Source organism: Pseudomonadota bacterium (assembly GCA_038533575.1).
Classification (GTDB): domain Bacteria; phylum Pseudomonadota; class Alphaproteobacteria; order Rhodobacterales; family Rhodobacteraceae; genus Shimia_B.
The window spans coordinates 1,080,845-1,102,928 of sequence record JBCAYL010000001.1 but is presented as its reverse complement, the minus strand read 5'-3'; the positions used below and the strand labels follow the sequence as shown (position 1 = coordinate 1,102,928).

The 22,084-nt window shown below is 67.3% G+C and carries 21 protein-coding genes and 1 tRNA gene; 13 read left to right on the top strand and 9 right to left on the bottom strand.

Annotated features, from left to right (window positions below):
• Positions 1-29 precede the first annotated feature (29 nt).
• From sufC to AAFM92_05615, 5 genes are read left to right on the top strand one after another with little or no spacing between them, the layout of a single operon-like run.
• Complete coding sequence (sufC, locus tag AAFM92_05635) at positions 30-782, top strand: Fe-S cluster assembly ATPase SufC (GenBank protein MEL7299849.1); 753 nt, start codon at positions 30-32, stop codon at positions 780-782.
• The gene (locus tag AAFM92_05630; protein MEL7299848.1) at positions 783-2,087 is read left to right on the top strand and encodes a SufD family Fe-S cluster assembly protein; all 1,305 of its coding nucleotides are present in this window, start codon (positions 783-785) and stop codon (positions 2,085-2,087) included.
• Positions 2,087-2,566 carry a YIP1 family protein gene (locus tag AAFM92_05625; protein MEL7299847.1) on the top strand — a complete coding sequence of 160 codons (480 nt, stop codon included), beginning with the start codon at positions 2,087-2,089 and terminating at the stop codon, positions 2,564-2,566. Before AAFM92_05630 ends, AAFM92_05625 begins: the two co-directional genes overlap by 1 nt.
• Entirely contained in the window at positions 2,563-3,126 is a 564-nt protein-coding gene (locus tag AAFM92_05620; protein MEL7299846.1) for a YIP1 family protein, read from the top strand. The genes AAFM92_05625 and AAFM92_05620 overlap by 4 nt, the downstream gene beginning before the upstream one ends.
• Positions 3,123-4,346, top strand: a complete 1,224-nt coding sequence (locus AAFM92_05615) for a cysteine desulfurase (protein MEL7299845.1) — start codon at positions 3,123-3,125, stop codon at positions 4,344-4,346. Before AAFM92_05620 ends, AAFM92_05615 begins: the two co-directional genes overlap by 4 nt.
• Before the next feature lie 31 nt (positions 4,347-4,377).
• Here AAFM92_05615 and AAFM92_05610 read toward each other — a convergent pair.
• Positions 4,378-4,454, bottom strand: a tRNA-Arg gene (locus AAFM92_05610).
• Between the two features lie 117 nt (positions 4,455-4,571).
• Entirely contained in the window at positions 4,572-5,138 is a 567-nt protein-coding gene (locus AAFM92_05605; GenBank protein MEL7299844.1) for a DUF882 domain-containing protein, read from the bottom strand.
• A gap of 316 nt (positions 5,139-5,454) precedes the next feature.
• On the opposite strand from AAFM92_05605, the gene AAFM92_05600 reads away from it, so the two are divergent.
• The 4 genes from AAFM92_05600 to AAFM92_05585 are packed head-to-tail and all read left to right on the top strand — an operon-like array spanning position 5,455 to position 9,690.
• Entirely contained in the window at positions 5,455-7,059 is a 1,605-nt protein-coding gene (locus tag AAFM92_05600; protein MEL7299843.1) for a L,D-transpeptidase family protein, read from the top strand.
• A 38-nt stretch (positions 7,060-7,097) separates the two neighbouring features.
• Entirely contained in the window at positions 7,098-8,183 is a 1,086-nt protein-coding gene (lpxD, locus tag AAFM92_05595) for a UDP-3-O-(3-hydroxymyristoyl)glucosamine N-acyltransferase (GenBank protein ID MEL7299842.1), read from the top strand.
• 30 nt (positions 8,184-8,213) lie between these two features.
• Positions 8,214-8,471 carry a phosphopantetheine-binding protein gene (locus AAFM92_05590; protein MEL7299841.1) on the top strand — a complete coding sequence of 86 codons (258 nt, stop codon included), beginning with the start codon at positions 8,214-8,216 and terminating at the stop codon, positions 8,469-8,471.
• A gap of 10 nt (positions 8,472-8,481) precedes the next feature.
• Entirely contained in the window at positions 8,482-9,690 is a 1,209-nt protein-coding gene (locus AAFM92_05585) for a beta-ketoacyl-[acyl-carrier-protein] synthase family protein (GenBank protein MEL7299840.1), read from the top strand.
• Positions 9,691-9,777: 87 nt separating this feature from the next.
• Here AAFM92_05585 and AAFM92_05580 read toward each other — a convergent pair whose 3' ends face one another.
• On the bottom strand, positions 9,778-10,368 hold the full coding sequence (locus tag AAFM92_05580; GenBank protein MEL7299839.1) for an invasion associated locus B family protein: 591 nt from the start codon (positions 10,366-10,368) through the stop codon (positions 9,778-9,780).
• A 334-nt stretch (positions 10,369-10,702) separates the two neighbouring features.
• On the opposite strand from AAFM92_05580, the gene AAFM92_05575 reads away from it, so the two are divergent.
• A complete protein-coding gene (locus AAFM92_05575) occupies positions 10,703-12,241 on the top strand; it encodes a helicase HerA-like domain-containing protein (GenBank protein MEL7299838.1) in 1,539 nt (512 codons plus the stop codon).
• A gap of 99 nt (positions 12,242-12,340) precedes the next feature.
• Here AAFM92_05575 and katG read toward each other — a convergent pair whose 3' ends face one another.
• The 5 genes from katG to AAFM92_05550 all read right to left on the bottom strand — a co-directional run bounded on the left by katG (position 12,341) and on the right by AAFM92_05550 (position 18,676).
• Entirely contained in the window at positions 12,341-14,515 is a 2,175-nt protein-coding gene (gene katG / locus AAFM92_05570) for a catalase/peroxidase HPI (GenBank protein MEL7299837.1), read from the bottom strand.
• Between the two features lie 189 nt (positions 14,516-14,704).
• A complete protein-coding gene (locus AAFM92_05565) occupies positions 14,705-16,012 on the bottom strand; it encodes an HlyC/CorC family transporter (protein MEL7299836.1) in 1,308 nt (435 codons plus the stop codon).
• A 111-nt stretch (positions 16,013-16,123) separates the two neighbouring features.
• Positions 16,124-17,032 (bottom strand): site-specific tyrosine recombinase XerD, encoded by a 909-nt coding sequence (locus AAFM92_05560; protein MEL7299835.1) that lies wholly within the window; start codon positions 17,030-17,032, stop codon positions 16,124-16,126.
• Positions 17,029-18,534 (bottom strand): hypothetical protein, encoded by a 1,506-nt coding sequence (locus AAFM92_05555; GenBank protein MEL7299834.1) that lies wholly within the window; start codon positions 18,532-18,534, stop codon positions 17,029-17,031. Before AAFM92_05555 ends, AAFM92_05560 begins: the two co-directional genes overlap by 4 nt.
• Positions 18,527-18,676, bottom strand: a complete 150-nt coding sequence (locus tag AAFM92_05550) for a hypothetical protein (protein MEL7299833.1) — start codon at positions 18,674-18,676, stop codon at positions 18,527-18,529. The genes AAFM92_05555 and AAFM92_05550 overlap by 8 nt, the downstream gene beginning before the upstream one ends.
• 181 nt (positions 18,677-18,857) lie before the next feature.
• Here AAFM92_05550 and AAFM92_05545 point away from each other — a divergent pair, with 181 nt between their 5' ends.
• Genes AAFM92_05545 through AAFM92_05535 form a run of 3 tightly spaced genes read left to right on the top strand, consistent with a single transcriptional unit; the run spans position 18,858 to position 21,533 of the window.
• The gene (locus tag AAFM92_05545; GenBank protein ID MEL7299832.1) at positions 18,858-19,412 is read left to right on the top strand and encodes a shikimate kinase; all 555 of its coding nucleotides are present in this window, start codon (positions 18,858-18,860) and stop codon (positions 19,410-19,412) included.
• On the top strand, positions 19,405-20,508 hold the full coding sequence (gene aroB, locus AAFM92_05540) for a 3-dehydroquinate synthase (GenBank protein ID MEL7299831.1): 1,104 nt from the start codon (positions 19,405-19,407) through the stop codon (positions 20,506-20,508). Before AAFM92_05545 ends, aroB begins: the two co-directional genes overlap by 8 nt.
• The gene (locus AAFM92_05535) at positions 20,505-21,533 is read left to right on the top strand and encodes an alpha/beta fold hydrolase (protein MEL7299830.1); all 1,029 of its coding nucleotides are present in this window, start codon (positions 20,505-20,507) and stop codon (positions 21,531-21,533) included. Before aroB ends, AAFM92_05535 begins: the two co-directional genes overlap by 4 nt.
• A 7-nt stretch (positions 21,534-21,540) precedes the next feature.
• Here AAFM92_05535 and ssb read toward each other — a convergent pair whose 3' ends face one another.
• Positions 21,541-22,056: a single-stranded DNA-binding protein gene (gene ssb / locus AAFM92_05530; GenBank protein MEL7299829.1), complete on the bottom strand. Its 516-nt coding sequence runs from the start codon at positions 22,054-22,056 to the stop codon at positions 21,541-21,543.
• Positions 22,057-22,084: the final 28 nt, after the last annotated feature.

Here is a 22,084-nt window from a genome sequence, read left to right as displayed (position 1 = left end):
CCCGGTGCGCGGTCCAAAGGAGCCGTCCGATGCTAGAAATCAAGAACCTGCACGTCGAACTCGAGGAGGAGGGCAAGAAGATCCTGAAGGGGGTCGACCTGGTGCTCGAACCCGGCAAGGTCCACGCGATCATGGGGCCGAACGGCTCGGGCAAGTCCACGCTCTCCTACGTCCTCGCCGGCCGCGAAGGCTACGAGGTGACCGAAGGCACGGCCACGATGGACGGCGAGGACATCCTCGACATGGAGCCGGAAGAGCGCGCGGCCGCAGGCCTTTTCCTCGCGTTCCAGTATCCGGTGGAGATCCCCGGTGTGGGCAACATGACCTTCCTGAGGACCGCCGTGAACGCGCAGCGCAAGGCGCGCGGCGAGGACGAGCTCAGCGCGGGCGAGTTCCTCAAGGTGATCCGCGAGAACGCCAAGGCGCTCAAGATCGATGCGGACATGCTCAAGCGGCCCGTCAATGTCGGCTTTTCCGGCGGTGAGAAGAAGCGCAACGAGATCCTGCAGATGGCGATGCTCGAGCCCAAGATGTGCATCCTCGACGAGACGGATTCCGGCCTCGACGTGGACGCGATGAAGCTCGTGGCGCAGGGCGTGAACGCGCTCCGCGACGAGGGCCGCACCTTCCTTGTGATCACCCACTACCAGCGCCTGCTCGACCATATCCAGCCGGATGTCGTCCACATCATGGCCGATGGGCGCATGGTCACCCAGGGCGGGCCGGAGCTCGCGCTCGAGGTGGAGAACAACGGCTACGCAAACCTCCTCGAGGAGGCGTAGATGGCGCTGCCAGAAGCACGACAGGACCTCACCGAGGCGGTGCTCGCCGCCCATCCGCTGCCGGAGGCGGGCCCGTGGCTCACGCAGGCGCGTGAGGCTGCCCGGCTGCGGCTCGCAGCACTCGGGATGCCCATGGGCCGGGACGAGTACTGGAAATTCACCCGCCCGGACGCGTGGACAGGCGCCAAGGCCCATGATGCCTCTTCCGAGGCGTCGCGTGTGTTCGACGCCGCCGCGCCGCTGACGCTTGTTTTCGTGGATGGCGTCTTCGATGCGGACGCCTCCGACGACACCGCCCTCGAGCACGTGAAGATCGAGCGGCTCGCGGATGTGAGCCATACCGACCTGCACTGGGCCAAGGCGCTCTACGGCGTGCTCGAAGCGTCCGCGAACGAGGCGCCGCGCGTCGATGGCGCGCGCCTCTTCAAGCCGGTGGCGCGCCCCCTTGCGGCGCTCAACACCGCCACTGCCGAGGACGGGCTCCTCATCCACGCCACGGGCGCGGTCGCGCGGCCCATCCGCATCTCCTACCGCTCGGGCGGGGGCGAGGCCGTGCTGCATCACCTCGTGAAGGTCGATCCCGGCGCGTCGCTCACGCTTCTCGAAGAGGGGCAGCCGGGCGGGCGCTCGAACGTGATGCTCGAGGCCGATATCGCCGAGACCGGCACGTTCCATCACCTGCGCATCCAGGCCCCGGAGCAGGATCGCGCCACGCTCACCAATCTCTTTGCCCGCACGGGCGTGGAGAGCACGTTCAAGAGCTTCGGCTTCACCGCCAATGGCGCGGCCACGCGGAACGAGGCCGTCCTCGAGATCCTCGGGGACAATGCCGTCGCGCATATCGCGGGCGGTTGCCTTGGCGATGGGGCGCGCGGAAAATTCCACCACGACGACACCGTCTATATCACCCATGACGCGGTGAACTGCGAAAGCCGGCAGGTCTTCAAGAAGGTGCTGCGCAACGGCGCGGTGGGTGTCTTCCAGGGCAAGATTCTCGTGCAGCCTCACGCGCAGAAGACCGATGGCTACCAGATCAGCCAGTCGCTTCTGCTCGATGACGACAGCCAGTTTCTCGCCAAGCCCGAGCTCGAGATCTACGCCGACGACGTGGCCTGCTCGCACGGGTCGACGTCGGGCGCGATCGACGAGGAGGCGCTCTTTTACCTGCGCTCCCGGGGCGTGCCGCGGAAGACGGCGGAGAACCTGCTGACGCTTTCCTTCCTCGCCGAGGCACTCGATGAGATCGAGGATGCCGAGCTGGCGGAGATGGTGCTGGGCCAGATCGAAGGGTGGCTCGCGGACTGATGCCTGTGACGCGCGACATCGTGCAGAGCTACCGCCGTCCGCGGACGGTCATGCGCCGGCTTCTCGAGGCCGGGCAGCGGGAGGACCGTGCCATCGCCATCCTTCTGGGCGCCTGCACCATGCTCTTCGTGGCCTCCTGGCCGCGGCTCGCGCGGCAGGCGGAGCTGACAGGGAGCGATCTCACGCAGGATCTCGTCTACGCGATGTTCTCCTCGCTCTTCATCATGCCGCTCATCCTCTACGGGCTCGCGGCGCTCTCACATCTTCTCGCCCGCGCCATCGGAGGGAAGGGGACGTGGTACGGTGCGCGGCTCGCGCTCTTCTGGACCCTCCTGGCGACCTCGCCGCTCATTTTGCTCTGGGGGCTCACGCAGGGCTTCATCGGGGCGGGCACGGAGGCGCAGCTGACGGGTGGGCTCTGGTTCGTGATCTTTGTCGTGCTGTGGTCGGTCAATCTCAGGGAGGCGGAGCAGGGATGAACGGCCTCGTCTCCCTCATGGGCACCTCGGTGACGCGTCCGACAGAGGCCGCGCGCGCGCTCCTCGGGCTCAATCTGAGCCGGGATGTGGCGTGGACGATGCTGGCGCTCTCGCTCGTCGTGACCGTGCTGGTGATGTTTGTCATGTCGGGCGGGGAGCCCGTGCCGCTCGTGCCCGCGCTAGAGCCGCTTAGCCCGTGGATGACGCTCGTCTTCCTCGGCTGCACGACCGTAATCCTGGGCTACGCGATCCATTTCACGGGCAACGCGATGGATGGGGAGGGCACGCTGACAGGCGCGCTTCTCATCGTGGCTTGGCTGCAGATTTTGCAGGTCGCCGGGCTCATCATCCAGGGGATGCTCATCCTCTTTTCCCCGCCGCTCAGCGCCCTGGCGGGCCTCGGTATCTCCATCGGGCTCATCTGGGTGCTCTTGAGCTTTGTCAGCGAGCTGCACAATTTCGGCTCGCTGGGCCGGGCGGCGCTTCTCATGCTCTTCGTCATCGTGGGCATCATGCTCGGCCTCACGCTTCTTCTCGGTCTCATCGGAGTGGGTCTATGACATACGACGTCGCCGCGGTGCGCCGCGATTTCCCGATCCTCGCGCGGGAGGTGAACGGCAAGCCGCTTGTCTATCTCGACAACGGCGCCTCGCCGCAAAAGCCGCAAGCGGTCATCGATGCGGTCAGCCATGCCTACAGCCACGAATACGCCAATGTTCACCGTGGCTTGCACTATCTGTCTAATGTGGCCACCGAGAAATACGAGGCCGTCCGTGGGACGCTCGCGCGCTTCCTGAACGCGCCCTCGGAGGAGGAGATCGTCTTCACCTCGGGCACGACGGAAGGGATCAACCTCGTCGCCTATGCCTGGGCCATGCCGCGCTTCGAGCCCGGCGACGAGATCGTGCTCTCCATCGCCGAGCACCACGCCAACATCGTGCCTTGGCATTTCCTGCGCGAACGGCAGGGTGCTGTGTTGAAGTGGGTGGACGTGGACAGCGCGGGGGCGCTAGACCCCCAAGCGGTCATCGACGCCATCGGCCCGAAGACGAAGCTCGTGGCGATCACCCATCTTTCCAACGTGTTGGGCACGAAAGTCGATGTGAAAGCCATCACCGAGGCGGCTCACGCGAAAGGCGTGGCAGTCCTCGTCGACGGCTCGCAGGCCGCTGCGCACATGCCCGTGGACGTGGCCGATCTCGACTGCGATTTCTACGCCGTTACCGGCCACAAGCTCTACGGCCCGTCAGGCTCCGGCGCGATTTACATCAAGCGCGCGCGGATGGAGGAGATGCGCCCCTTCATGGGCGGCGGGGACATGATCAACGAAGTCCACCGCGACCACATCTCCTGGAATAAGCCGCCGATGAAGTTCGAGGCGGGGACGCCGGGCATCGTGCAGCAGATCGGGCTCGGCGTGGCGGTGGAGTACATGTTGGCCCACGGGATGGAGGCCATTTCCGCCCACGAGGACACGCTGCGCGATTATGCGCGCGATCGGCTCGACGGCCTGAACTGGCTCAACGTGCAGGGGCATACCCCTGACAAGGCAGCGATTTTCTCGTTCACGATGAACGGCGCCGCCCATGCCCACGATATCTCGACCATCCTCGACAAGCGCGGCATCGCCGTGCGCGCGGGGCACCATTGCTGCCAGCCGCTCATGGAGCACATGGGCGTGCCTGCGACGGCGCGGGCCTCGTTCGGAATGTACAACACGACCGAGGAGGTGGACGCCCTCGTCGACGCGTTGGAGCTCTGTCACGATCTCCTGGCCTAAGGGGACGAAGCGGGCATCAGTTCTGTGAAAATGGCGGACCGTAGAGGATTCGAACCTCTGGCCTCTGCCTTCGGAGGGCAGCGCTCTATCCAGCTGAGCTAACGGTCCACTGCCGTGGCTATAGGCGGCTCTGCGCAGTGCTGCAATGCCTCACATGCGGGCGCTCGAGGCCAGACAAGAAAAAAGCCCCAGCGGGGCCTTTTCTCGATCAGGTAGGGCTGGGGTTCAGCGGCCCCAGGTGCGCACCGTTCCGCAATCCACGTGCACGAAGTTCGACCCCGAATACTTGCCGACGCCGCCTGCCGCGCAGGAGGCTGCCGCGCGGGCCACGGCGCTCACGGAGCGGCCGTTCATGCGCAGGTCGGCTGCTTTCGCTTCCATGTGGAGGGAGCGCTTGGCCACGCCCGAGGAGCGCCGACGCAGCATCGCGTTGGTCTGGGGCGTGCGGTAGCCCGAAAGCAGCATGAAGCCATTGTCGGTGTCGAGGAGGTTGCGCGTGGCGGCGATGATATCGACGGTGCGCGTGTCCATGGAGGCGGCCGCGTCCTGACGCCAGTCGCGCATGAAGTAATTCACTTCCTGCATGGCGTCGGCGATGTACTTGCCGTCGATCCAGTAGATCATGTCGAGATGTTCGCCCGTGCGCCCGGAATACATCTTGATCCGGCGCACATCGCCCGCACCGCGCAGAAAGCCGAAAGCGTTGGAGTAGGTCGGCGCTGCCGTGATGGCGGTGGCTACAAATGCACGCAGTAACCCGCGACGCGAAAAGCGCATGCCTGTATCGTTCATGGCCTCAATGCCCTTGTTGTCCCGTTCACCAAACCGCGCCAATCTTTGTTGGCCATCGGCGTCCCCAGGTGTTGCGGCCTTATGGCATAAGACGTGAGGCCTCCCAAGACGGTTTTGCCCAAAGCCCTGGATTGTTTCCCAAATTGGCGAATTCTTGCGCATCCAAGGGGGGCTGTGACTTTTGTGCAAAGGCGCGGTGATTGTTGGCAACAGGGTTGGAGAGCGCCTTGGCGATGCCGTATTCGTGAGTGGACGCGCGGCGATTGATGCCGTGTCATCATTCCATTGTAGTTTTGATTTCACCGGAAGGTTGGTCATGGCGCTCTCTCACTGGCTTTCGCGGGTCCTCTGCAAACTCCTTGCCATCGGTGGTGTCGCCGTGTGCTTCGCCCTTCCGGCGCAGGCGCAGGTCACCGCCTTCAAGCAGGCCGTGGCGGAAGCGGCGGCCGGGGATGCGGCCATCGCGACCTTCTACCGGGAGCGCGCCTACACCCCGATTTGGACGCGAGACGCCGACCAGGCACGCCGGGTGGCGTTGATCGAGGCACTGCGCGAGGCGCCGCTCCACGGACTGCCGGTGTCGGACTACGCGCCGAACGCCGTGATCTCGCAGATGCGCGCAGCGCGCACCGTGGCCGATATGGGCGCGCTCGAAGTCTACATGACGCGGACCTTCCTCGAGTATGCCCGCGACGTGCAGACGGGCGTGCTCACCCCGGGCGAGGTGGATGACGAGATCAAGCGTGAGGTGCCGCTGCGCGACCGCGGTGCGCTCCTGACGGAGTTCGGCGCATCGGCAGCGCCCGGCGCGTTCATGGACGCCTTGCCACCCGCGACACAGGAATACACGCGCCTCATGAAGCAGAAGCGCATGCTTGAAGAGCTCATGGCCGGGGGAGGTTGGGGCGCCACGGTACAGGCGCGGGCCTTGGAAATCGGTGATCGAGGCCCGGCCGTCGTGGCGCTCCGCAACAGGCTCATCGCCATGGGCCATCTCGAGCGGACCACGACCGAGACCTATGACCTCGCCATCTCGCAGGCGGTGCGCCGGTTCCAAGCGGCCAACGGGCTCGAGGAAGATGGCGTGGCCGGGGCCGGCACGCTGGCCGAGATCAACAAGGGCGTGGATACGCGCCTCGCTCAGGTCCATGTGGCCATGGAGCGCGAGCGCTGGATCAACCGGCCCCTGGGTGATCGCCACATCTGGGTAAACCTCACGGATTTCACCGCGCAGGTGCGTGACCACGGCGTGACGACCTTCAAGACCCGCTCCGTCATCGGCGCGCGCGACAGTGACCGCCGCTCGCCGGAATTTTCCGATGAGATGGAGCACATGGTCATCAACCCGAGCTGGTACGTGCCGCGCTCCATCGCGACGAAGGAATACCTGCCGCAGCTCAAGGCCAATCCCAACGCCGTGGGTCATCTCGAGATCACCGATGTGCGCGGGCGTCGCGTGAACCGCGCGGAGGTGGACTTTACCCAGTTCACGCAGCGCAACTTCCCATTCGACATGCGCCAGCCGCCGAGCCGCTCCAACGCGCTGGGGCTCGTGAAGTTCATGTTCCCGAACAAGTACAACATCTACCTGCACGACACGCCGCAGAAGAGCCTCTTTGCGCGCGAGGTGCGCGCCTTCTCCCACGGCTGCATCCGGCTCAATGACCCGTTCGATTTCGCCTATGCGCTGCTGGCCGCGCAGGAGGCAGATCCCGAAGGCTTCTTCCAGGCAAAGCTGCGGACAGGCGTGGAGGCGCAGGTCGATCTCGTGGAGCCCGTACCGGTCCATCTCGTCTATCGCACCGCCTTCACGACCCCCACAGGCGAGCTGCATTTCCGCCGCGATGTCTATGGCCGCGACGCCCGCATCTGGGATGCGCTCGCGGCGCAAGGGGTGGCGCTAGGCGCGCCGAGGGGGTAGCACCGCCCCGCGCGGCGGCCCTGCCGCGGGAGGAGGCGATGGCCCACAAGATCAAGGATATCGCCGCCGCCCTCGGCGTGGCCCCACAGGGCGACGGGGAGCTCACCGTCTCCGGTCTGGCAGAGCCTGCCATGGCAGCGCCCGATGAACTCGCACTCGCCTCCAACCCGGCCTACGCCGAAACACTCGCCCACGGTGCAGCGCGGGCCGCGCTTCTCTGGGACGGGGCAGATTGGCAGGGGCTCGGGCTCGCCGCGGCCATTTGCGTTGGCCGCCCGCGCTATGCCATGGCCGCGCTCACGAGGCTCTATGACGCCGCCTGGGAAGCTGCCGGCGCGCCGAGCCAGCATCCCACCGCCGTCATCGCGCCCGATGCGGCGGTCGAAGCCGTGGCGCTCGGCCCCTACACGGTCATCGGGCCCGGTGTCGTGATCGAGGCCGGCGCGCGGATCGGCAGCCATGTGAGCATCGGGGCAGGGACGCGCATCGGCGCCGATGCCTTCATCCGTGACGGGGTGCGCATCACCCATGGCGTGCGGATTGGGGCGCGTGTGGTCATCCAGCCGGGCGCCGTCCTCGGCGGCGATGGCTTTTCGTTCGTAACGCCGGAGCCCTCGAGCGCCGAGACCGTGCGCGAAACGCTGGGCAAGGAGAGCGAGGCCGCGCAGCAGCCCTGGGCGCGTATCCATTCGCTGGGCGGGGTAGAGATCGGAGACGACGTGGAGATCGGCGCGGGCAGCAGCATCGACCGCGGCACCATCCGCGCGACGCGCATCGGCACGGGCACCAAGATCGACAGCCTCGTGCAGGTGGGACACAACGCCGAGATCGGCCAGCATTGCCTGCTCTGCGGCCAGGTGGGCATCGCGGGCTCCGCCAAGATCGGCGATTTCGTCATCCTCGGCGGGCAGTCCGGCGTGGTCGACAACATCAGCATCGGCGACCGCGTCGTCACCGGGGCCGGCACGCTCTGCATGTCGAACGTACCGGCCGGGCGCGTCATGCTCGGCTCGCCCGCCACGCAGATGACCGCCAGCATCGAAAGCTACAAGGCGCTCCGCCGCCTCCCGCGTGACCTCGCGGCGCTCAAAAAAGCGGTTTCAAAGCTCCGGGGGAGTGACTAAATCCGGCGCGAGCGAGGCAGGAGAGCGCCCATGGATGTCGACACGAAGGTCAAGGAGATCATCGCCGAACAGGCGATGCTCGAGCCCGCGGACGTCTCCGACGAAAGCACGCTCGAAGACCTCGGCCTCGATTCCCTCGGCCTCGTGGAATGCATCTTCGGCATTGAGGAGGCCTTCGACATCCAAGTGCCGTTCAACGCCAACGAGCCCGAGAAGAGCGATTTTGACATCTCCTCCGTCGCCGCCATCACGCGCGCGGTCAAAGAGCTGATCAAAGAGCAGAAATGAAGCACAGCTCATGAAACGCGTGGTCATCACCGGGGCAGGCACGATCAATGCCTTGGGCCACGACGTGCCCACCACGCTCGAGGCCATGCGCGAGGGCCGTTGCGGCATCGGTGCGCTGGACTTTCCCAATGTCGACCGGCTTCAGATCAAGATCGGCGGGCAGGTGACGGGCTATGACGAGGCCCAGCATTTCAATCGCCAGCAGGTCGCGCTCTACGACCGCTTCACCCAGTTCACGCTGCTCGCGGCGCGCGAGGCCATCGGGCAGGCGGGGCTGACCTTCGGCGGCGAATTGGCCGCGCGGGCGGGCGTCGTGCTCGGCACCGCCGCGGGCGGGATGAACACCTGGGAGGACAATTACCGCGCCGTCTACGAGGAGGGGAAGAACCGGGTCCACCCCTTCGTCGTCCCCAAGCTGATGAATAACGCCGCGGCCTCCCACGTCTCCATGGAATACAATCTGAAGGGGCCGTCCTTTACCGTCTCCACCGCGTGCTCCTCCTCCAATCACGCCATGGGCCTCGCGTTCCAGATGATCCGCGCGGGTATGGCCGATGCGATGGTCACGGGCGGGGCGGAGGCGATGCTTACCTTCGGCGGGATCAAGGCGTGGGAAGGGCTGCGGGTGATGTCACGCGACGCCTGCCGCCCGTTCTCGGGCAACCGGAACGGCATGGTGCAGGGCGAAGGCGCGGGCATCTTCGTCCTCGAGGAGATGGGCCATGCCAAGGCGCGCGGCGCCGAGATCCTCGCGGAGATCACGGGCTTCGCCATGACCTCGGATGCCGCCGACATCGTGATGCCGTCGCAGCAGGGGGCGGGCCGCGCCATCGCCGGTGCGCTGCGCGACGCGGGCATGAACCCGGGCGAGATCGGCTACATCAACGCCCATGGCACCGGAACCGCCGCCAATGACAAGACGGAATGCGCGGCTGTGGCCGGCGCGTTCGGCCCGGAGGCCGACCGGGTGATGATCTCTTCAACGAAGTCGATGCACGGCCATTGCATCGGCGGGACGGGCGCCGTGGAGCTCCTGGCCTGCATGATGGCGCTGCGCGACGGGGTCATTGCGCCCACGATCGGCTACGAGGAGCCGGATCCGGAATGCGCGCTCGATGTGGTGCCCAACGAGGCGCGCGAGGTGAGGGTCACGGGCGCGCTCTCTAATGCCTTCGCGTTTGGCGGGCTCAACGCGGTGCTGGCGCTGCGCGCGGCCTGAGCCGGGCTTCCAGTCCGAACTTGCCGATCCGGGCATGAAAAAAGGCGCCCCGTCGGAGCGCCTTTCTTTTTTCATTCAAGACGGTGGCTAGCGCGTTGCGAGTGCGTCGTAGGCCGCGGTGAAGCCCGTAAGCGACACGTTGAGTGCCACGGGCTCTTCAGGGGCGCCGGCTGCCACGATCGTCATCGTGGCCTCTGCCCCGCGCTTCATCGCGTCGATGTCGTCCTGGGTGAAGCCCACCCGCGCGATGCAGCCCTGCCGGGTGCAGAAGGAGAACGGATAGCGGCGCGCGGCCCCCGCATCGATCTGCAGCGTGATCTGCTGCATGAGCAGGGTCTCCAGCGGGGTGACGATGGTGCCGCCGGCCACGGCCTGGCCGCCATTCGCGAGCGGTATGAGGGAAATCTCTGCCACCGAGTTTCCGTCGCTGTCGAGGAGGAGCTGGTAGGCGTTGCAGGGGTCGTCACCGTCGGCGGTGGCCACGCAGCGATGCGCCCAGTCGCCGAAGGTGTCGCCCACGTATTCCTGGCCCACGGTACGGCCATCGACGATCGTCTCGCCCATGGAAAGGCCCTCGGCGGCCGTGCCGCCATCGCTTTCCTGCGCGGCCAGCGTGCCTGCGAAAGGCAGCGTGCATGCGAGCGCTGCCGCCGTCGTGATCTGCCGAATGGAAGTCATTCCTTACTCCTCGATTTGGATTGCGGGGCGCTTAACACGGGGCAGCGGGAGTGTCAGCGCAAAAGGCCGTGCGCGGCAGGATCCCGCAAGCCGCACCTTTGCCAACGCGGAATAGAAAAAGGGCCCGCTGATGCGAACCCTTTTTCGACGTCTCTCCCCGTCGGACTGGCCGACTTATTGCGCGTGACGCTACGTTTCCCGCGCCGCGGCGTCAACACACTTCTCAGGTCCCATGACGGCTTTGCGTTGAAAGGCTTATGCGGCGCGCCTGAAGTGGCTGGTCCTGCGGCGCAAGCGGGGTATTGTCCGGCGAGAACAGGCGGGGAGATACGCGATGGAGAAGGGGATTTTTGTCGGGGGCGGCGGCGAGGGATACGGCGCGCGCCAGGAGCTCACCCTCAAATATGCCAACCGCCACGGGCTCGTGGCCGGGGCGACTGGCACGGGCAAGACCGTGACGCTCCAGATCCTCGCCGAGGGCTTCTCGGCGGCGGGTGTGCCGGTCTTCCTGTCGGACGTGAAGGGGGACCTTTCAGGCCTCGCAAAGGCCGGAAGCGCGGATTTCAAGCTTCACGGCGCCTTCACCTCCCGCGCCGAGACCATCGGCTTCACCGATTATACCTATGACAGCGTGCCGGTGACGTTCTGGGATCTCTTCGGAGAAAAGGGTCACCCCGTGCGCACGACCGTGGCGGAGATGGGCCCGCTTCTTCTCGCGCGGCTCCTCGAGCTCTCCGAGGCGCAGGAGGGCATCCTCAACATCGCCTTCCGCGTGGCCGACGAGCAGGGCCTGCCGCTCCTCGATCTCAAGGATCTCCAATCGCTTCTCGTCTGGGTGGGTGAGAACCGCGACACGCTCTCGCTGCGCTACGGCAATGTCTCCGTCGCCTCCATCGGCGCGATCCAGCGGCGGCTCCTCGTGATCGAGAATCAGGGCGGGGCAAAGCTCTTCGGCGAGCCTGCACTCGAGCTCTCGGATATCATGCGCACGGACACGGATGGGCGCGGCCGCGTCAACATCCTCGCCGCCGACCAGCTCATGTCTTCTCCCCGCCTTTACGCCACCTTCCTCCTCTGGCTCCTCTCGGAGCTCTTCGAGGAACTGCCGGAGGTGGGCGATCCCGATAAGCCCCGCCTCGTCTTCTTCTTCGACGAGGCGCATCTCCTCTTCGAGGACGCACCGAAGGCGCTCGTGGAGAAGGTGGAGCAGGTGGCGCGCCTCATCCGCTCAAAGGGCGTGGGCGTCTACTTCATCACGCAGTCACCCGACGACATCCCCGAGGATATCCTGGGCCAGCTCGGCAACCGCGTGCAGCACGCGCTGCGCGCCTTCACCGCGCGCGACAGGAAGGCGCTCAAGATGGCCGCCGAGACCTACCGCGAGAACCCGCGCTTCGACACCGAGGAGGCGATCCGCGAGGTGGGCGTGGGCGAGGCGGTGACATCGATGCTCCAGAAAAAGGGCGTGCCCGGCATCGTGGAGCGGACCCTCATCCGCCCGCCATCCTCTCAACTCGGGCCCATCACGGAGGCCGAGCGGGCAGGGGTCATGGCCGCGAGCCCCGTGGCTGGCAAATACGAGGCGCTGAAGGACCGCGAGAGCGCTTTCGAGCTCCTCACCGCCCGGGCCGAGCAGGCCGCCAAGGCGGCCGAAGCGGCAGAGACCGCCGAGGAGGAGGCGGAGGCCATGGAACGCGAATACCGTGCGGCGCGGCGCTATTCGGGCGCTCGCGTGAACCGCTCCACGAGCCGCCGCGTGGGCGCCGAGAGCGTGGGCAGCGCGCTCGGCTCCGCCATCATCAAGGAGCTCAAAGGCACCACCGGGCGCCGGATCGTGCGCGGCGTGCTGGGCGGACTCTTCAAGGGCCGCTGACCGAGGCGGCAAAGAGAAAGGGCGGGCCCATCCGGCCCCGCCCTTTCTCTTTGCAACAATTCCTCGGGGTGTGGGGGCTGGCCCCCCACAAATCCCGGCTCAGGCCGCGAGGTCGAAGCGGTCGAGCGTCATCACCTTCGTCCACGCCGCCACAAAATCACGGGCGAACTTCTCGGCGTTGTCGTCCTGGGCATAGACCTCCGCGTAGCTCCGCAGGATGGAGTTCGACCCGAAGACGAGGTCGGCGCGTGTGGCCGTCCACTTCACATCACCCGTCACCCGGTCGCGCACCTCGTAGGTGTCGCCCGCGGGATGCCAGCTGTTCGACATGTCCGTGAGGTTCACAAAGAAGTCGTTCGTGAGCGCCCCCTCCCGGTCGGTGAAGACGCCGTGCTTCGATCCGCCGTGGTTCGTGCCCATGACACGCATCCCCCCGAGGAGGACCGTCATCTCCCAGCCGGTCAGCCCCATGAGCTGCGCGCGGTCGAGGAGCATCTCCTCGGGCGAGACGGAGTAGACCTCCTTGGAGAAGTTGCGGAAGCCATCGGCGAGCGGCTCGAGCACGTCGAAGCTTTCGGCGTCCGTCATCTCGTCGGCGGCGTCGCCTCGGCCCGGCGCGAAGGGCACCTCCATGGAAAGGCCTGCGGCCGCGATGCACTGCTCCACTCCCACATTGCCCGCCAGCACGATCGTGTCGGCGATGGAGGCGTCGTGCTTTGCGGCGAGCGGCTCGAGCACGCCCAACACCCGCGTCAGGCGCTCGGGTTCGTTACCCTCCCACTCGTTCTGCGGCGCAAGGCGGATGCGTGCGCCGTTGGCGCCGCCCCGGCGGTCGGAGCCGCGATAGGTGCGCGCGCTGTCCCAGGCGGTGGCCACGAGGTCCGCCGCGGGCACGCCCGCTGCCGCGATGGCGGATTTCAGTGCGTTCACGTCGTAGCCCGTGGGGCCTGCCGGCACCGGGTCCTGCCAGATGAGGTCCTCATCGGGCACGTCCGGGCCGAGGTAGTTCACGCGCGGGCCCATGTCGCGGTGCGTGAGCTTGAACCACGCCCGCGCGAAGGTGTCGGCGAAGTACTCGGGATCGGCGCGGAAGCGTTGGCAGATCTCGTTGTAGATGGGGTCCACCCGCATCGCCATGTCGGCATCCGTCATGATCACGCGGCCCCGCTTCGTCGGGTCCGTGGCGTCGAGCGGTTTGACCTCCTCGGGCATGTCCACCGGCTCCCACTGCCAGGCACCGGCGGGGGATTTCTGCAGCTCCCATTCGTAATCGAAGAGGTAGTCGAAATAGCCCATGTCCCACTCGGTTGGCTCTTTCGTCCACGCGCCCTCGATGCCCGAGGTGAAGGCGTTGGCGGCCTTGCCCTGGTGGCCCGGGTTGGCCCAGCCGAAGCCCTGCGCTTCGAGGTTCTCAGCCTCGGGCTCGGAGCCGATGAGCTGCCCGTCGCCATTGCCGTGCGCCTTGCCCACGGTGTGGCCGCCGCAAGTGAGTGCCGCGGTCTCTTCGTCGTTCATGGCCATGCGGGCGAAGGTCGTGCGCACGTGCATGGCGGTGTGGGCCGGGTTGGGCTGGCCGTTGATGCCTTCCGGGTTCACGTAGACGAGGCCCATGTGCACGGCGGCAAGCGGGTTCTCGAGGCTGTCGGCATCGTCGATATCGCCGTAGCGGTTCTCCGACGGGGCGAGCCATTCGGTCTCCGCACCCCAGTAGACATCCGTCTCCGGGCCCCAGATGTCCTCGCGGCCAAAGCCGAAGCCGAAGGTTTTGAGCCCCATGCTCTCATAGGCCACGGTGCCCGAGAGCAGGATGAGGTCGGCCCAGGAGAGCGCGTTGCCGTATTTCTTCTTGATCGGCCACAGCAGGCGGCGCGCCTTGTCGAGGGAGGCGTTGTCGGGCCAGGAGTTCAGGGGGGCAAAGCGGATGTTGCCGCCCGCACCGCCGCCGCGCCCGTCAGAGACACGGTAGGAGCCCGCGGAGTGCCATGCGAGGCGGATGAAGAGGCCGCCGTAATGGCCCCAATCGGCGGGCCACCAGTCCTGGCTCTCGGTCATCAGCGCATGAAGATCGGCCTTCAGCGCGTCGAAATCGAGGGTCTGCACTGCGTCACGGTAGGAGAACTCCGCATCCATCGGGTCCACGCGGGCGCCCTTTTGGTGGAGGATGTCGAGGTTCAGCGCCTTGGGCCACCACTTGGTGACGGAGGGCTTGGTGAGCGAGGTGTTGCCGCCATGGGCGACGGGGCAACCGGTGATATTGGGGGTGTTTCCGTCCATCAACAAAGGCCTTTCGCTGCGTGGGGTCGTGGCAAATGGGGGGGCCGCAGGCACAGCAGCGCGCGGCACGTCGTGCAAGTATTTAGAATGATTCCAAGGCTTGCAAGCAAAAGGCGCGTGACCCGTGCGCGCCGCGACGACGCGCCCCTGCGCTGACCCCCGCGCTGACCAAGATGACGGCACGCGGCGCTATTTCAGGGGGCGGACCTTGAGCCGGGTAATCCGGTTGGCATCCTTTTCCATGACCTCGAAACGGAAGCCGTGAAAGTTGAACACCTGGCCCGTCGTCGGGATCATTTGCGCCTCGTGTATGACAAGGCCCGCCACGGTGTTCGCCTCCTCGTCGGGGAGGTTCCAGTCATGAGCGCGGTTGAGATCTCGGATCGTCATGGACCCTTCGACGATGTATTGGCCGTCGGCCGTCTTGGCGACCTCGTCTTCCTCCTGGTCGAACTCGTCTGCGATCTCGCCCACGATCTCCTCGAGGATGTCTTCAAGCGTCAAGAGGCCCTGGAGCGAGCCGTATTCGTCCACCACCAGCGCGAAATGCGCGCGGCGGCGCAGGAACTCGCGCATCTGGTCGTCGAGCGTTGTCGTCTCGGGGACGAAGTAGGGCTCCATGGCCACGTCGAGCACGTTGAATTCCGCGATGTCCTTGCGCACGAGCTTGTCCATGGCGCGCGCGAGGTCCTTTGCGTGGATGATGCCCACGATGTTCTCGGGATCATCGCGGAAAAGCGGCAGGCGCGTGTGGCGCGACTGCAGCGCGGCAGAGAGGATGTCGCCCGGGGCGAGGGAGACATCGATCATCTCGATGGAGGAGCGATGGAGCATGATCTCCTCCACGGTGCGCTCGGCGAGATCGAGCGCGCCGAGGATCCGGTCCCGGTCCTCCTTCTCGACGACGCCCTCCTGGTGGCCGAGGGAGAGCGCGCCCGCGATCTCCTCGCGCACGGCCAGCACGTTGGTGCCCGGGTCGATCCGGACACCGAAGACACGGAGCACGCCGCGCACGAGAATGCGAACCGCGCGCACGATGGGCGAGAAGAGCATCACGACCACGGAGATCGGGCGCGCCACGAGGGCCGCCGCGGTCTCGGAGTTGGTGATGGCGTAGGTCTTGGGCAGCACCTCAGCGAAGATGAGCACGAGGAGCGTCATCACGAGGGTGGCAAGCGCGACGCCGCTTTCGCCGAAGGCGCGGGTGAAGAGCGCCGTCGCGAGCGATGTGGCGAGGATATTGACGAGGTTGTTGCCGAGAAGGACCGAGCCGATCAGGCGCTCGTTGTCCTCGGTGATGCGGAGCGCCGCGGCGGCGCCGCCCGAGCCCTTGTCGGCCTGCGCGCGCAGCTTGCCGCGCGACGCCGCCGTCAGCGCCGTCTCCGAGCCCGAGAAGAAGCCCGACATCACGAGGAGAAAGAGGATCGCGGCGGCCGTGATCCAGAAGGCGCTGTCGAGGCCCTCGAGGCCCAGCATCGTGGAGGTGGGGTCTGTCATGACGCGGATATGCCGCTCGCTCCGTCCTCTGACAAGTCTCTCGCTTTCGCGTCCTGCGCCCAATTCCTCGGGAACGGAATTGAAAGGCGTTTCGGACGGCCTGCGCCCTGATCAGAGATCAGCAAGGGGGTGATGCTCGAGCACCAGATCGCGGAGGCGATCCTCGAGCACATGGGTGTAGATCTCGGTGGTGGCGATATCGGCGTGGCCAAGAAGCGTCTGGATCGCGCGGAGATCGGCCCCGTTGGCCAGAAGATGCGTCGCGAAGGCATGGCGCAGCGTATGGGGGGTGACCTTCGCCGGGCTCAAGCTCGCAGCCACGGCCAGCGTCTTGATCTGCACGTAGAAGGCATGGCGCGTGAGGTGCCCGTCCTTGCCGCGCGAGGGAAAGAGGTATTTGGGCGCGGGGCCCTCGAGCCCGTCGAGATGCTCGAGCCAGTGGGCCAGCGCGTCGCGGGCGGGCTCGGAAAGCGGGACAAGCCGTTCCTTGCCGCCCTTGCCGCGAATGAGGAGCATCCGGGGATCCCCGCGCGCGGCGCTCAGCGGGAGGGAGACAAGCTCCGTCACACGCATGCCCGTGGCGTAGAGCACCTCCATCAGGCAGGTGGCGCGGAGGCGGGCGGCATCGGATTTGCCATGGTGACGCGCGGCCTCGAGGAGCGCTTCCACCTCTTCGAGGCTCAGCGTCTTGGGCAGCCGGGCATCGCGCCCCGGCCCAGTGATTTGGATCGCCGGATTATCCCCGCGCCAGCCTTCCTCGAAGCAGAAGCGGTAGAGCTGCTTGAGCGAGGACAGCCGCCGGGCACGGGTGGCGCGCGCGAGGCCCTGCGCTTCGCAGAATTGCAGGTAGGCCTCGATATCGTCCCGGCTGGCCCGAGCGAAATCGAGGCCCCGGCGGCTCAGCCACGCGCTGGCATCCTTGAGGTCCCTTGCATAGGCGGCCTGGGTGTTCGGGGCGGCGTCGAGCTCCGCGGCCTGGGCTTCGATGAAAGCCGCGATCGCATGGGCGTCGTCCCTCATGCATCCGCCTGCATCAGAAGCAAATGCAGCGCCGCTTGGCGGGCGATATCCTCGAGGCCCACCGAGCGCAGCAGCGTGAGCGCGCGGGTGAGCTCGATGGAGGCGCCGCTGCGCGCGGCCTCGATCGTGGCGAGCGCATCGAGGAGGGCCAGGCCGAGCGAGACCGGCGGATCGATCTCGCGACCGGGGCGGAAAGCTTCGGCCACGGCCTCTTCGAGCGCGGAGTTCGCACTGGCGGAGCGGACGCGCCCGCGCGCCACCTCTGCCGTGAGGCCGCTCTCGGCGGTCACGGCTTCGTAGAATGGGGACATGAGCAGGAGCCGCTCCCGCGCCATGCCACCGCCCTCCGCCGTGCTCAGATCCTCGGCGACCATGGCGGCGAGCTGCGCTTCGAGGCCCGCGGCGGCCATGGCGGCCCGCGCCTCGTTGAGCGCGGTCTCAAAGCCCGCGCCCGCCTCGAGGGCCTCACTCAGGCGGCGCACCGCCTCGGCCCTGTCCCAGACCCCACCGGAGGCCGCGGGCACGCGGGCTCGGTAGAGCGCGGCGAGCTGGCCTGCGGGGAAGGCGCCCGTGCGCACGAGGCGCTCGGCGGCGTCGAGTTGCGCCTTCCAGCCCATGTCCGGCCGCAGGTCAGAGACCGCGAATGCGCGCGGCAGCTCTGCCGTGGCCATGGGCGCGCCCACGGCCTCGCGGAGCCGCATGAGAAGCGGGGTCACCGGGCCCGGCGGAAGCGGCGGGGCGGTGCCGTCGGAGAATTCAGGCTCGAGGAACTGCGCGAGGAGCTCGCCCGTTTCAGGCGGCACGTCGCCCAAGACTTCGGCGGTGTTGAGCGCCACGGCGGCCGCGTTCCAATCGGCATTCCGAGCGAGGCAGAAGACAAGGAGGGCGATGTCGTCCGAAAGCGCCGCCTCGCCGCGCAGGCGCGCGCAGGCTGCATCCTCCCGCCCCACGAGGAGCGAGACATCTGCGTAGCGCGCGAAGACGCGCGGGTCGCGCAGGAGCGTCTCCCCGGCTTCCTCCAGCAGGGAAAGCGCGGCGGGCACGGCCCCGAGTGCGGTTAGCTGATCGATGCGCAGGGCGAGGAAGGCGGCCTCGTCGGTCCCGCGCGGGGGCGCCGCCGCGGTGAGGAGGAGGCGCTGGCGCATCTGCTGCACGGGGACCATGGCCTCGGCGGGGATCGCATCGAAGGCCGCGGCGATCTCCGCGGCATTGGCCCCCTGCCAAAGCGTCGAGGGAAGGCCACTCACCGCCGTGGAGATGACACCCGTACCTATGCCGCCGCCATCCTCGAGCGGTGCAGCCGCCACATCGGGCGCGGCCCCGCTCTGCGTCACCGGCGCCTCGAGCCCGAGGAACGGCGCGTCGAGCGCGGGCTCCACGGGCACGTCACCCAGCCAGTCGATGGCCGAAAGCGGGGCATCCCCGCCCTCCGCCGCCTCCTGCGCGAGGGCATGCCCCGCGAGCAAAGCCAAAGCAGCTGTCAGGACAAGGCGGTCAATCAATCTCGAGCTCCACGGGTACCGTCACGGTCTCCCGCTCGGGCAGGAAATCAGCGCCGATCACGGGACCGAGATAGGCATAGCCCGTCAGGCCGATCCCCGCGAGGATCACGAGGTAGAAGAGGTATTTGAGTATTCGCCACATGCTGTGCTCTTGGGCCCATGACTGCTCTTTGTGCGGTCCGTCGCGAAGATACTCGCTCGGCTTGCGTTTATATATGGCCTTTCAGGGATATTGACGCCATTCAACCCCTTGTAGCAAGAGCTTTGCGTGCCTTGGCGGAAACGTGCCATGGCATGCGTGAGAGCCGTGACCGGGGAGCGCCATGGGCCGCTTGAAGAAAACCATCGTCCTCGTGGGCATGATGGGCGCGGGCAAGACAGCGGTGGGCCGCGCGCTGGCCGCGCTCCTCGACGTGCCGTTTCGCGACAGCGACCAAGCGCTGGAGGAAGCCGCCAACATGACCGTGGCGGAGGTCTTCGCCCGTGATGGCGAGGCGTTCTTTCGAGAGAAGGAGGTGCAAGTGATCGCGCGCCTGATGGCGCTGTCGCCGCCGGGGATCCTGTCGACGGGCGGGGGCGCGTTCCTGCGTCCCGAGACACGAGAGACGATCGCCGCGGCCGGGCTCTCCGTCTGGCTTCGCGCCGAGGAGCCGCTCCTCTGGGAGCGGGTGCGGCACAAGGAGACGCGCCCACTGTTGCAGACGGACGATCCGCGCAAGACGCTGCGCGAACTCATCGCCCTCAGGGAGCCGCATTACGCGCGCGCCGGGCTCGTCGTCGATGCCGATGCCAGCTACTCGGTTCAGGACATGGCGCGCCACGTGGCCGCCGCGATCTCGGCCGATCGCCCGGACGTGCTGGAGACGGTGGATGCGTGAGACGGTCCACGTGGCCCTCGGTGCGCGCGCCTATGACGTGGTGCTGGGGCCCGGTCTTCTGGACGAGGCGGGCGCACGCGTGGCCCCACTTCTGTCGCGGCCGCGCGTGGCCATTGTCACCGACGAGAACGTGGCGGCGCATCATCTGGCGCGCCTCGTGGCCGCCCTCGAGGCCGAGGGCCTGTCTGCCTCGTCGCTGACGCTGCCGGCGGGCGAGGCCACGAAGAGCTGGCCCCACCTGACGCGCACTGTCGAGTGGCTCCTCGCCGAGAAGATCGAACGCCGGGACGTGGTCATCGCCTTTGGCGGCGGCGTCATCGGGGATCTCGTGGGGCTCGCGGCCGCGATCCTCCGGCGCGGCGTGCGCTTCGTGCAGATCCCCACGAGTCTCCTGGCGCAGGTCGACAGCTCCGTGGGTGGCAAGACCGGGATCAACGCACCGCAGGGCAAGAACCTCATCGGTGCGTTTCACCAGCCCGCGCTCGTGCTCGCCGATACCGGCCTCCTCGACACGCTGACAGAGCGGGATTTCCTCGCGGGCTACGGGGAGGTGATGAAATACGGCCTCCTCGGCGACGCAGCCTTCTTCGGCTGGCTCGAAGCCCATGGCCCGGCGCTGCGCGACGGGGACGCCGCCGCCCGGCTGCGCGCGGTCACGCGGTCCGTGGAAATGAAGGCCGAGATCGTCGTGCGCGACGAGACAGAACAGGGCGACCGCGCGCTGCTCAATCTGGGCCACACGTTCTGCCATGCGCTCGAGGCCGCCACAGGCTATTCCGACCGGCTCCTCCACGGCGAGGGGGTGGCGATCGGATGCGCGCTCGCCACGGAGCTTTCCGCCCGGCTCGGCCTCGCGTCGCAGGAAGAGCCCGGTCGCGTTTCCGCCCATCTGGGGGCCATGGGCATGAAGGCGCGGCTGTCCGACATCCCCGGCGCGCTGCCGTCCTCCGACGCGCTGATCGAGCTCATGGGGCAGGACAAGAAGGTCGTCGACGGCGCGCTGCGTTTTGTCCTCATGCGCGGGATCGGAGAGGCCTTCGTGACAGGCGACGTGCCGCGCGAGACCGTCTTCGACGTGCTGGAGGATGCCCGGTGAGGCGGTGGCTGTGGGCGGCGCTCGTCGTGCTTGCGGCCTGCGCCCCTGCGGACGTTCCCCCCTTCGCACCCCCCGCTCCGGGGGCCAGCATCTACCCGATCGAGGTGATCACGACGCGCGTGCCGCGCCCGGGCACGGCCTCGCTCTTCGGCGCGGATCGGAGCACCGGTCTGAATTACGCGCGCGCGCACGTTTCGGTGCCGCCCACGCACCGGACCGGGCAGATCGCCTATCCGAGTGGCCCGGCCGACGCGGCGCGGACCTTCGCGATCACGGCCGTGACACCCTACAGGAGCTTCGCCGGGATGGACGCGGCCCTCGGCGGCGCGCGCGAGGTGGTGCTCTACGTCCACGGCTTCAACAACACGGTGCCCGAGGCCGCGTTTCAGGCAGCGCAGATCCGGCACGACTTCGAGATCGAGCAGCCCACGGTGCTTTTCGCCTGGCCCTCCGCGGGGGATGTGCGCGGCTATCTCTATGACCGCGACAGCGTCCTCTTCGCCCGGGGCGACCTCGTGGCGGCGCTGCGCGATCTCACGCGGTCGCGGCGCGTGCTGATCGTGGCCCATTCCATGGGCAGCCTGCTGACGATGGAAGCCATGCGCCAGCTCGCCCTCGAAGGCGAGGGCAGGGTGCTTCGGCGGATCAGCGGGGTGACGCTTGTCTCTCCTGATATCGACAGCGATCTCTTCCGCCGCCAGGCCGCCGATATCGGGGCCTTGCCGCAGCCCTTCGTGATCTTCGTGGCGCAGGCCGACCGGGCGCTGAGCCTGTCGGGCCTGCTCACCGGCCGCCGCGAGCGTCTTGGCAACATTTCGAGCGCGGCAGATATCGGGGATCTGCCCGTGGCCGTCGTGGATTTCACCGCGCTGGCGGCGCGGCGCGGGCTCAACCATCAAATCGCGCTGGAGAGCCCCGCGGCGATCAGCATCCTGCGCTCGGTGCGGGACGGGGAGGCCACGGCGCTCTCGCGGCTGGCCCCCTACCTGATCAACGCCCCCGCGCGGCTGCCCGGGGGCAATTGAGCGTCATCTAGAACGGGATCTCGTCGTCGAGATCGGCTGCCGGGGCAGGGGCGCTGTAGCCGCCGCCGCCACCGCCGCGTTGGTCGCCGCCGCCATAGCCGCCGCCCGATCCGCGATCGTCGCGGACATAGCCGCCACCGCCGCCGCCCATGCTCGCGCCGCCGCCTTCATTGCGGCCGTCGAGCATGGTGAGGTTGCCGGTGTAGTTGCGCAGCACGACCTCGGTGGAGTACCGGTCCTGCCCGTTCTGGTCCTGCCACTTGCGGGTCTCGAGCTGACCCTCGAGATAGACTTTGGAGCCCTTGCGCAGGTACTGCTCGGCGATGCGCACGAGGCCCTCGTTGAAGATCGCCACGCGGTGCCATTCCGTCTTTTCGCGGCGCTCGCCCGTGTTGCGGTCTTTCCAGTTCTCCGACGTCGCCACGCTCAGGTTGCAGACCTTGCCGCCGTTCTGGAAGCTGCGCACCTCCGGGTCCTGGCCCAGATTGCCGACGATGATCACTTTGTTCACAGAGCCCGCCATGGGTCCTCCTTCGAATCTCGCTGATTTT

Coding starts and splice junctions, on each gene's coding strand:
- sufC (MEL7299849.1), top strand. CDS start 30: ATGCTAGAAATCAAGAACCTGCACGTCGAACTCGAGGAGGAGGGCAAG.
- AAFM92_05630 (MEL7299848.1), top strand. CDS start 783: ATGGCGCTGCCAGAAGCACGACAGGACCTCACCGAGGCGGTGCTCGCC.
- AAFM92_05625 (MEL7299847.1), top strand. CDS start 2,087: ATGCCTGTGACGCGCGACATCGTGCAGAGCTACCGCCGTCCGCGGACG.
- AAFM92_05620 (MEL7299846.1), top strand. CDS start 2,563: ATGAACGGCCTCGTCTCCCTCATGGGCACCTCGGTGACGCGTCCGACA.
- AAFM92_05615 (MEL7299845.1), top strand. CDS start 3,123: ATGACATACGACGTCGCCGCGGTGCGCCGCGATTTCCCGATCCTCGCG.
- AAFM92_05605 (MEL7299844.1), bottom strand. CDS start 5,138: ATGAACGATACAGGCATGCGCTTTTCGCGTCGCGGGTTACTGCGTGCA.
- AAFM92_05600 (MEL7299843.1), top strand. CDS start 5,455: ATGGCGCTCTCTCACTGGCTTTCGCGGGTCCTCTGCAAACTCCTTGCC.
- lpxD (MEL7299842.1), top strand. CDS start 7,098: ATGGCCCACAAGATCAAGGATATCGCCGCCGCCCTCGGCGTGGCCCCA.
- AAFM92_05590 (MEL7299841.1), top strand. CDS start 8,214: ATGGATGTCGACACGAAGGTCAAGGAGATCATCGCCGAACAGGCGATG.
- AAFM92_05585 (MEL7299840.1), top strand. CDS start 8,482: ATGAAACGCGTGGTCATCACCGGGGCAGGCACGATCAATGCCTTGGGC.
- AAFM92_05580 (MEL7299839.1), bottom strand. CDS start 10,368: ATGACTTCCATTCGGCAGATCACGACGGCGGCAGCGCTCGCATGCACG.
- AAFM92_05575 (MEL7299838.1), top strand. CDS start 10,703: ATGGAGAAGGGGATTTTTGTCGGGGGCGGCGGCGAGGGATACGGCGCG.
- katG (MEL7299837.1), bottom strand. CDS start 14,515: ATGGACGGAAACACCCCCAATATCACCGGTTGCCCCGTCGCCCATGGC.
- AAFM92_05565 (MEL7299836.1), bottom strand. CDS start 16,012: ATGACAGACCCCACCTCCACGATGCTGGGCCTCGAGGGCCTCGACAGC.
- AAFM92_05560 (MEL7299835.1), bottom strand. CDS start 17,032: ATGAGGGACGACGCCCATGCGATCGCGGCTTTCATCGAAGCCCAGGCC.
- AAFM92_05550 (MEL7299833.1), bottom strand. CDS start 18,676: ATGTGGCGAATACTCAAATACCTCTTCTACCTCGTGATCCTCGCGGGG.
- AAFM92_05545 (MEL7299832.1), top strand. CDS start 18,858: ATGGGCCGCTTGAAGAAAACCATCGTCCTCGTGGGCATGATGGGCGCG.
- aroB (MEL7299831.1), top strand. CDS start 19,405: ATGCGTGAGACGGTCCACGTGGCCCTCGGTGCGCGCGCCTATGACGTG.
- ssb (MEL7299829.1), bottom strand. CDS start 22,056: ATGGCGGGCTCTGTGAACAAAGTGATCATCGTCGGCAATCTGGGCCAG.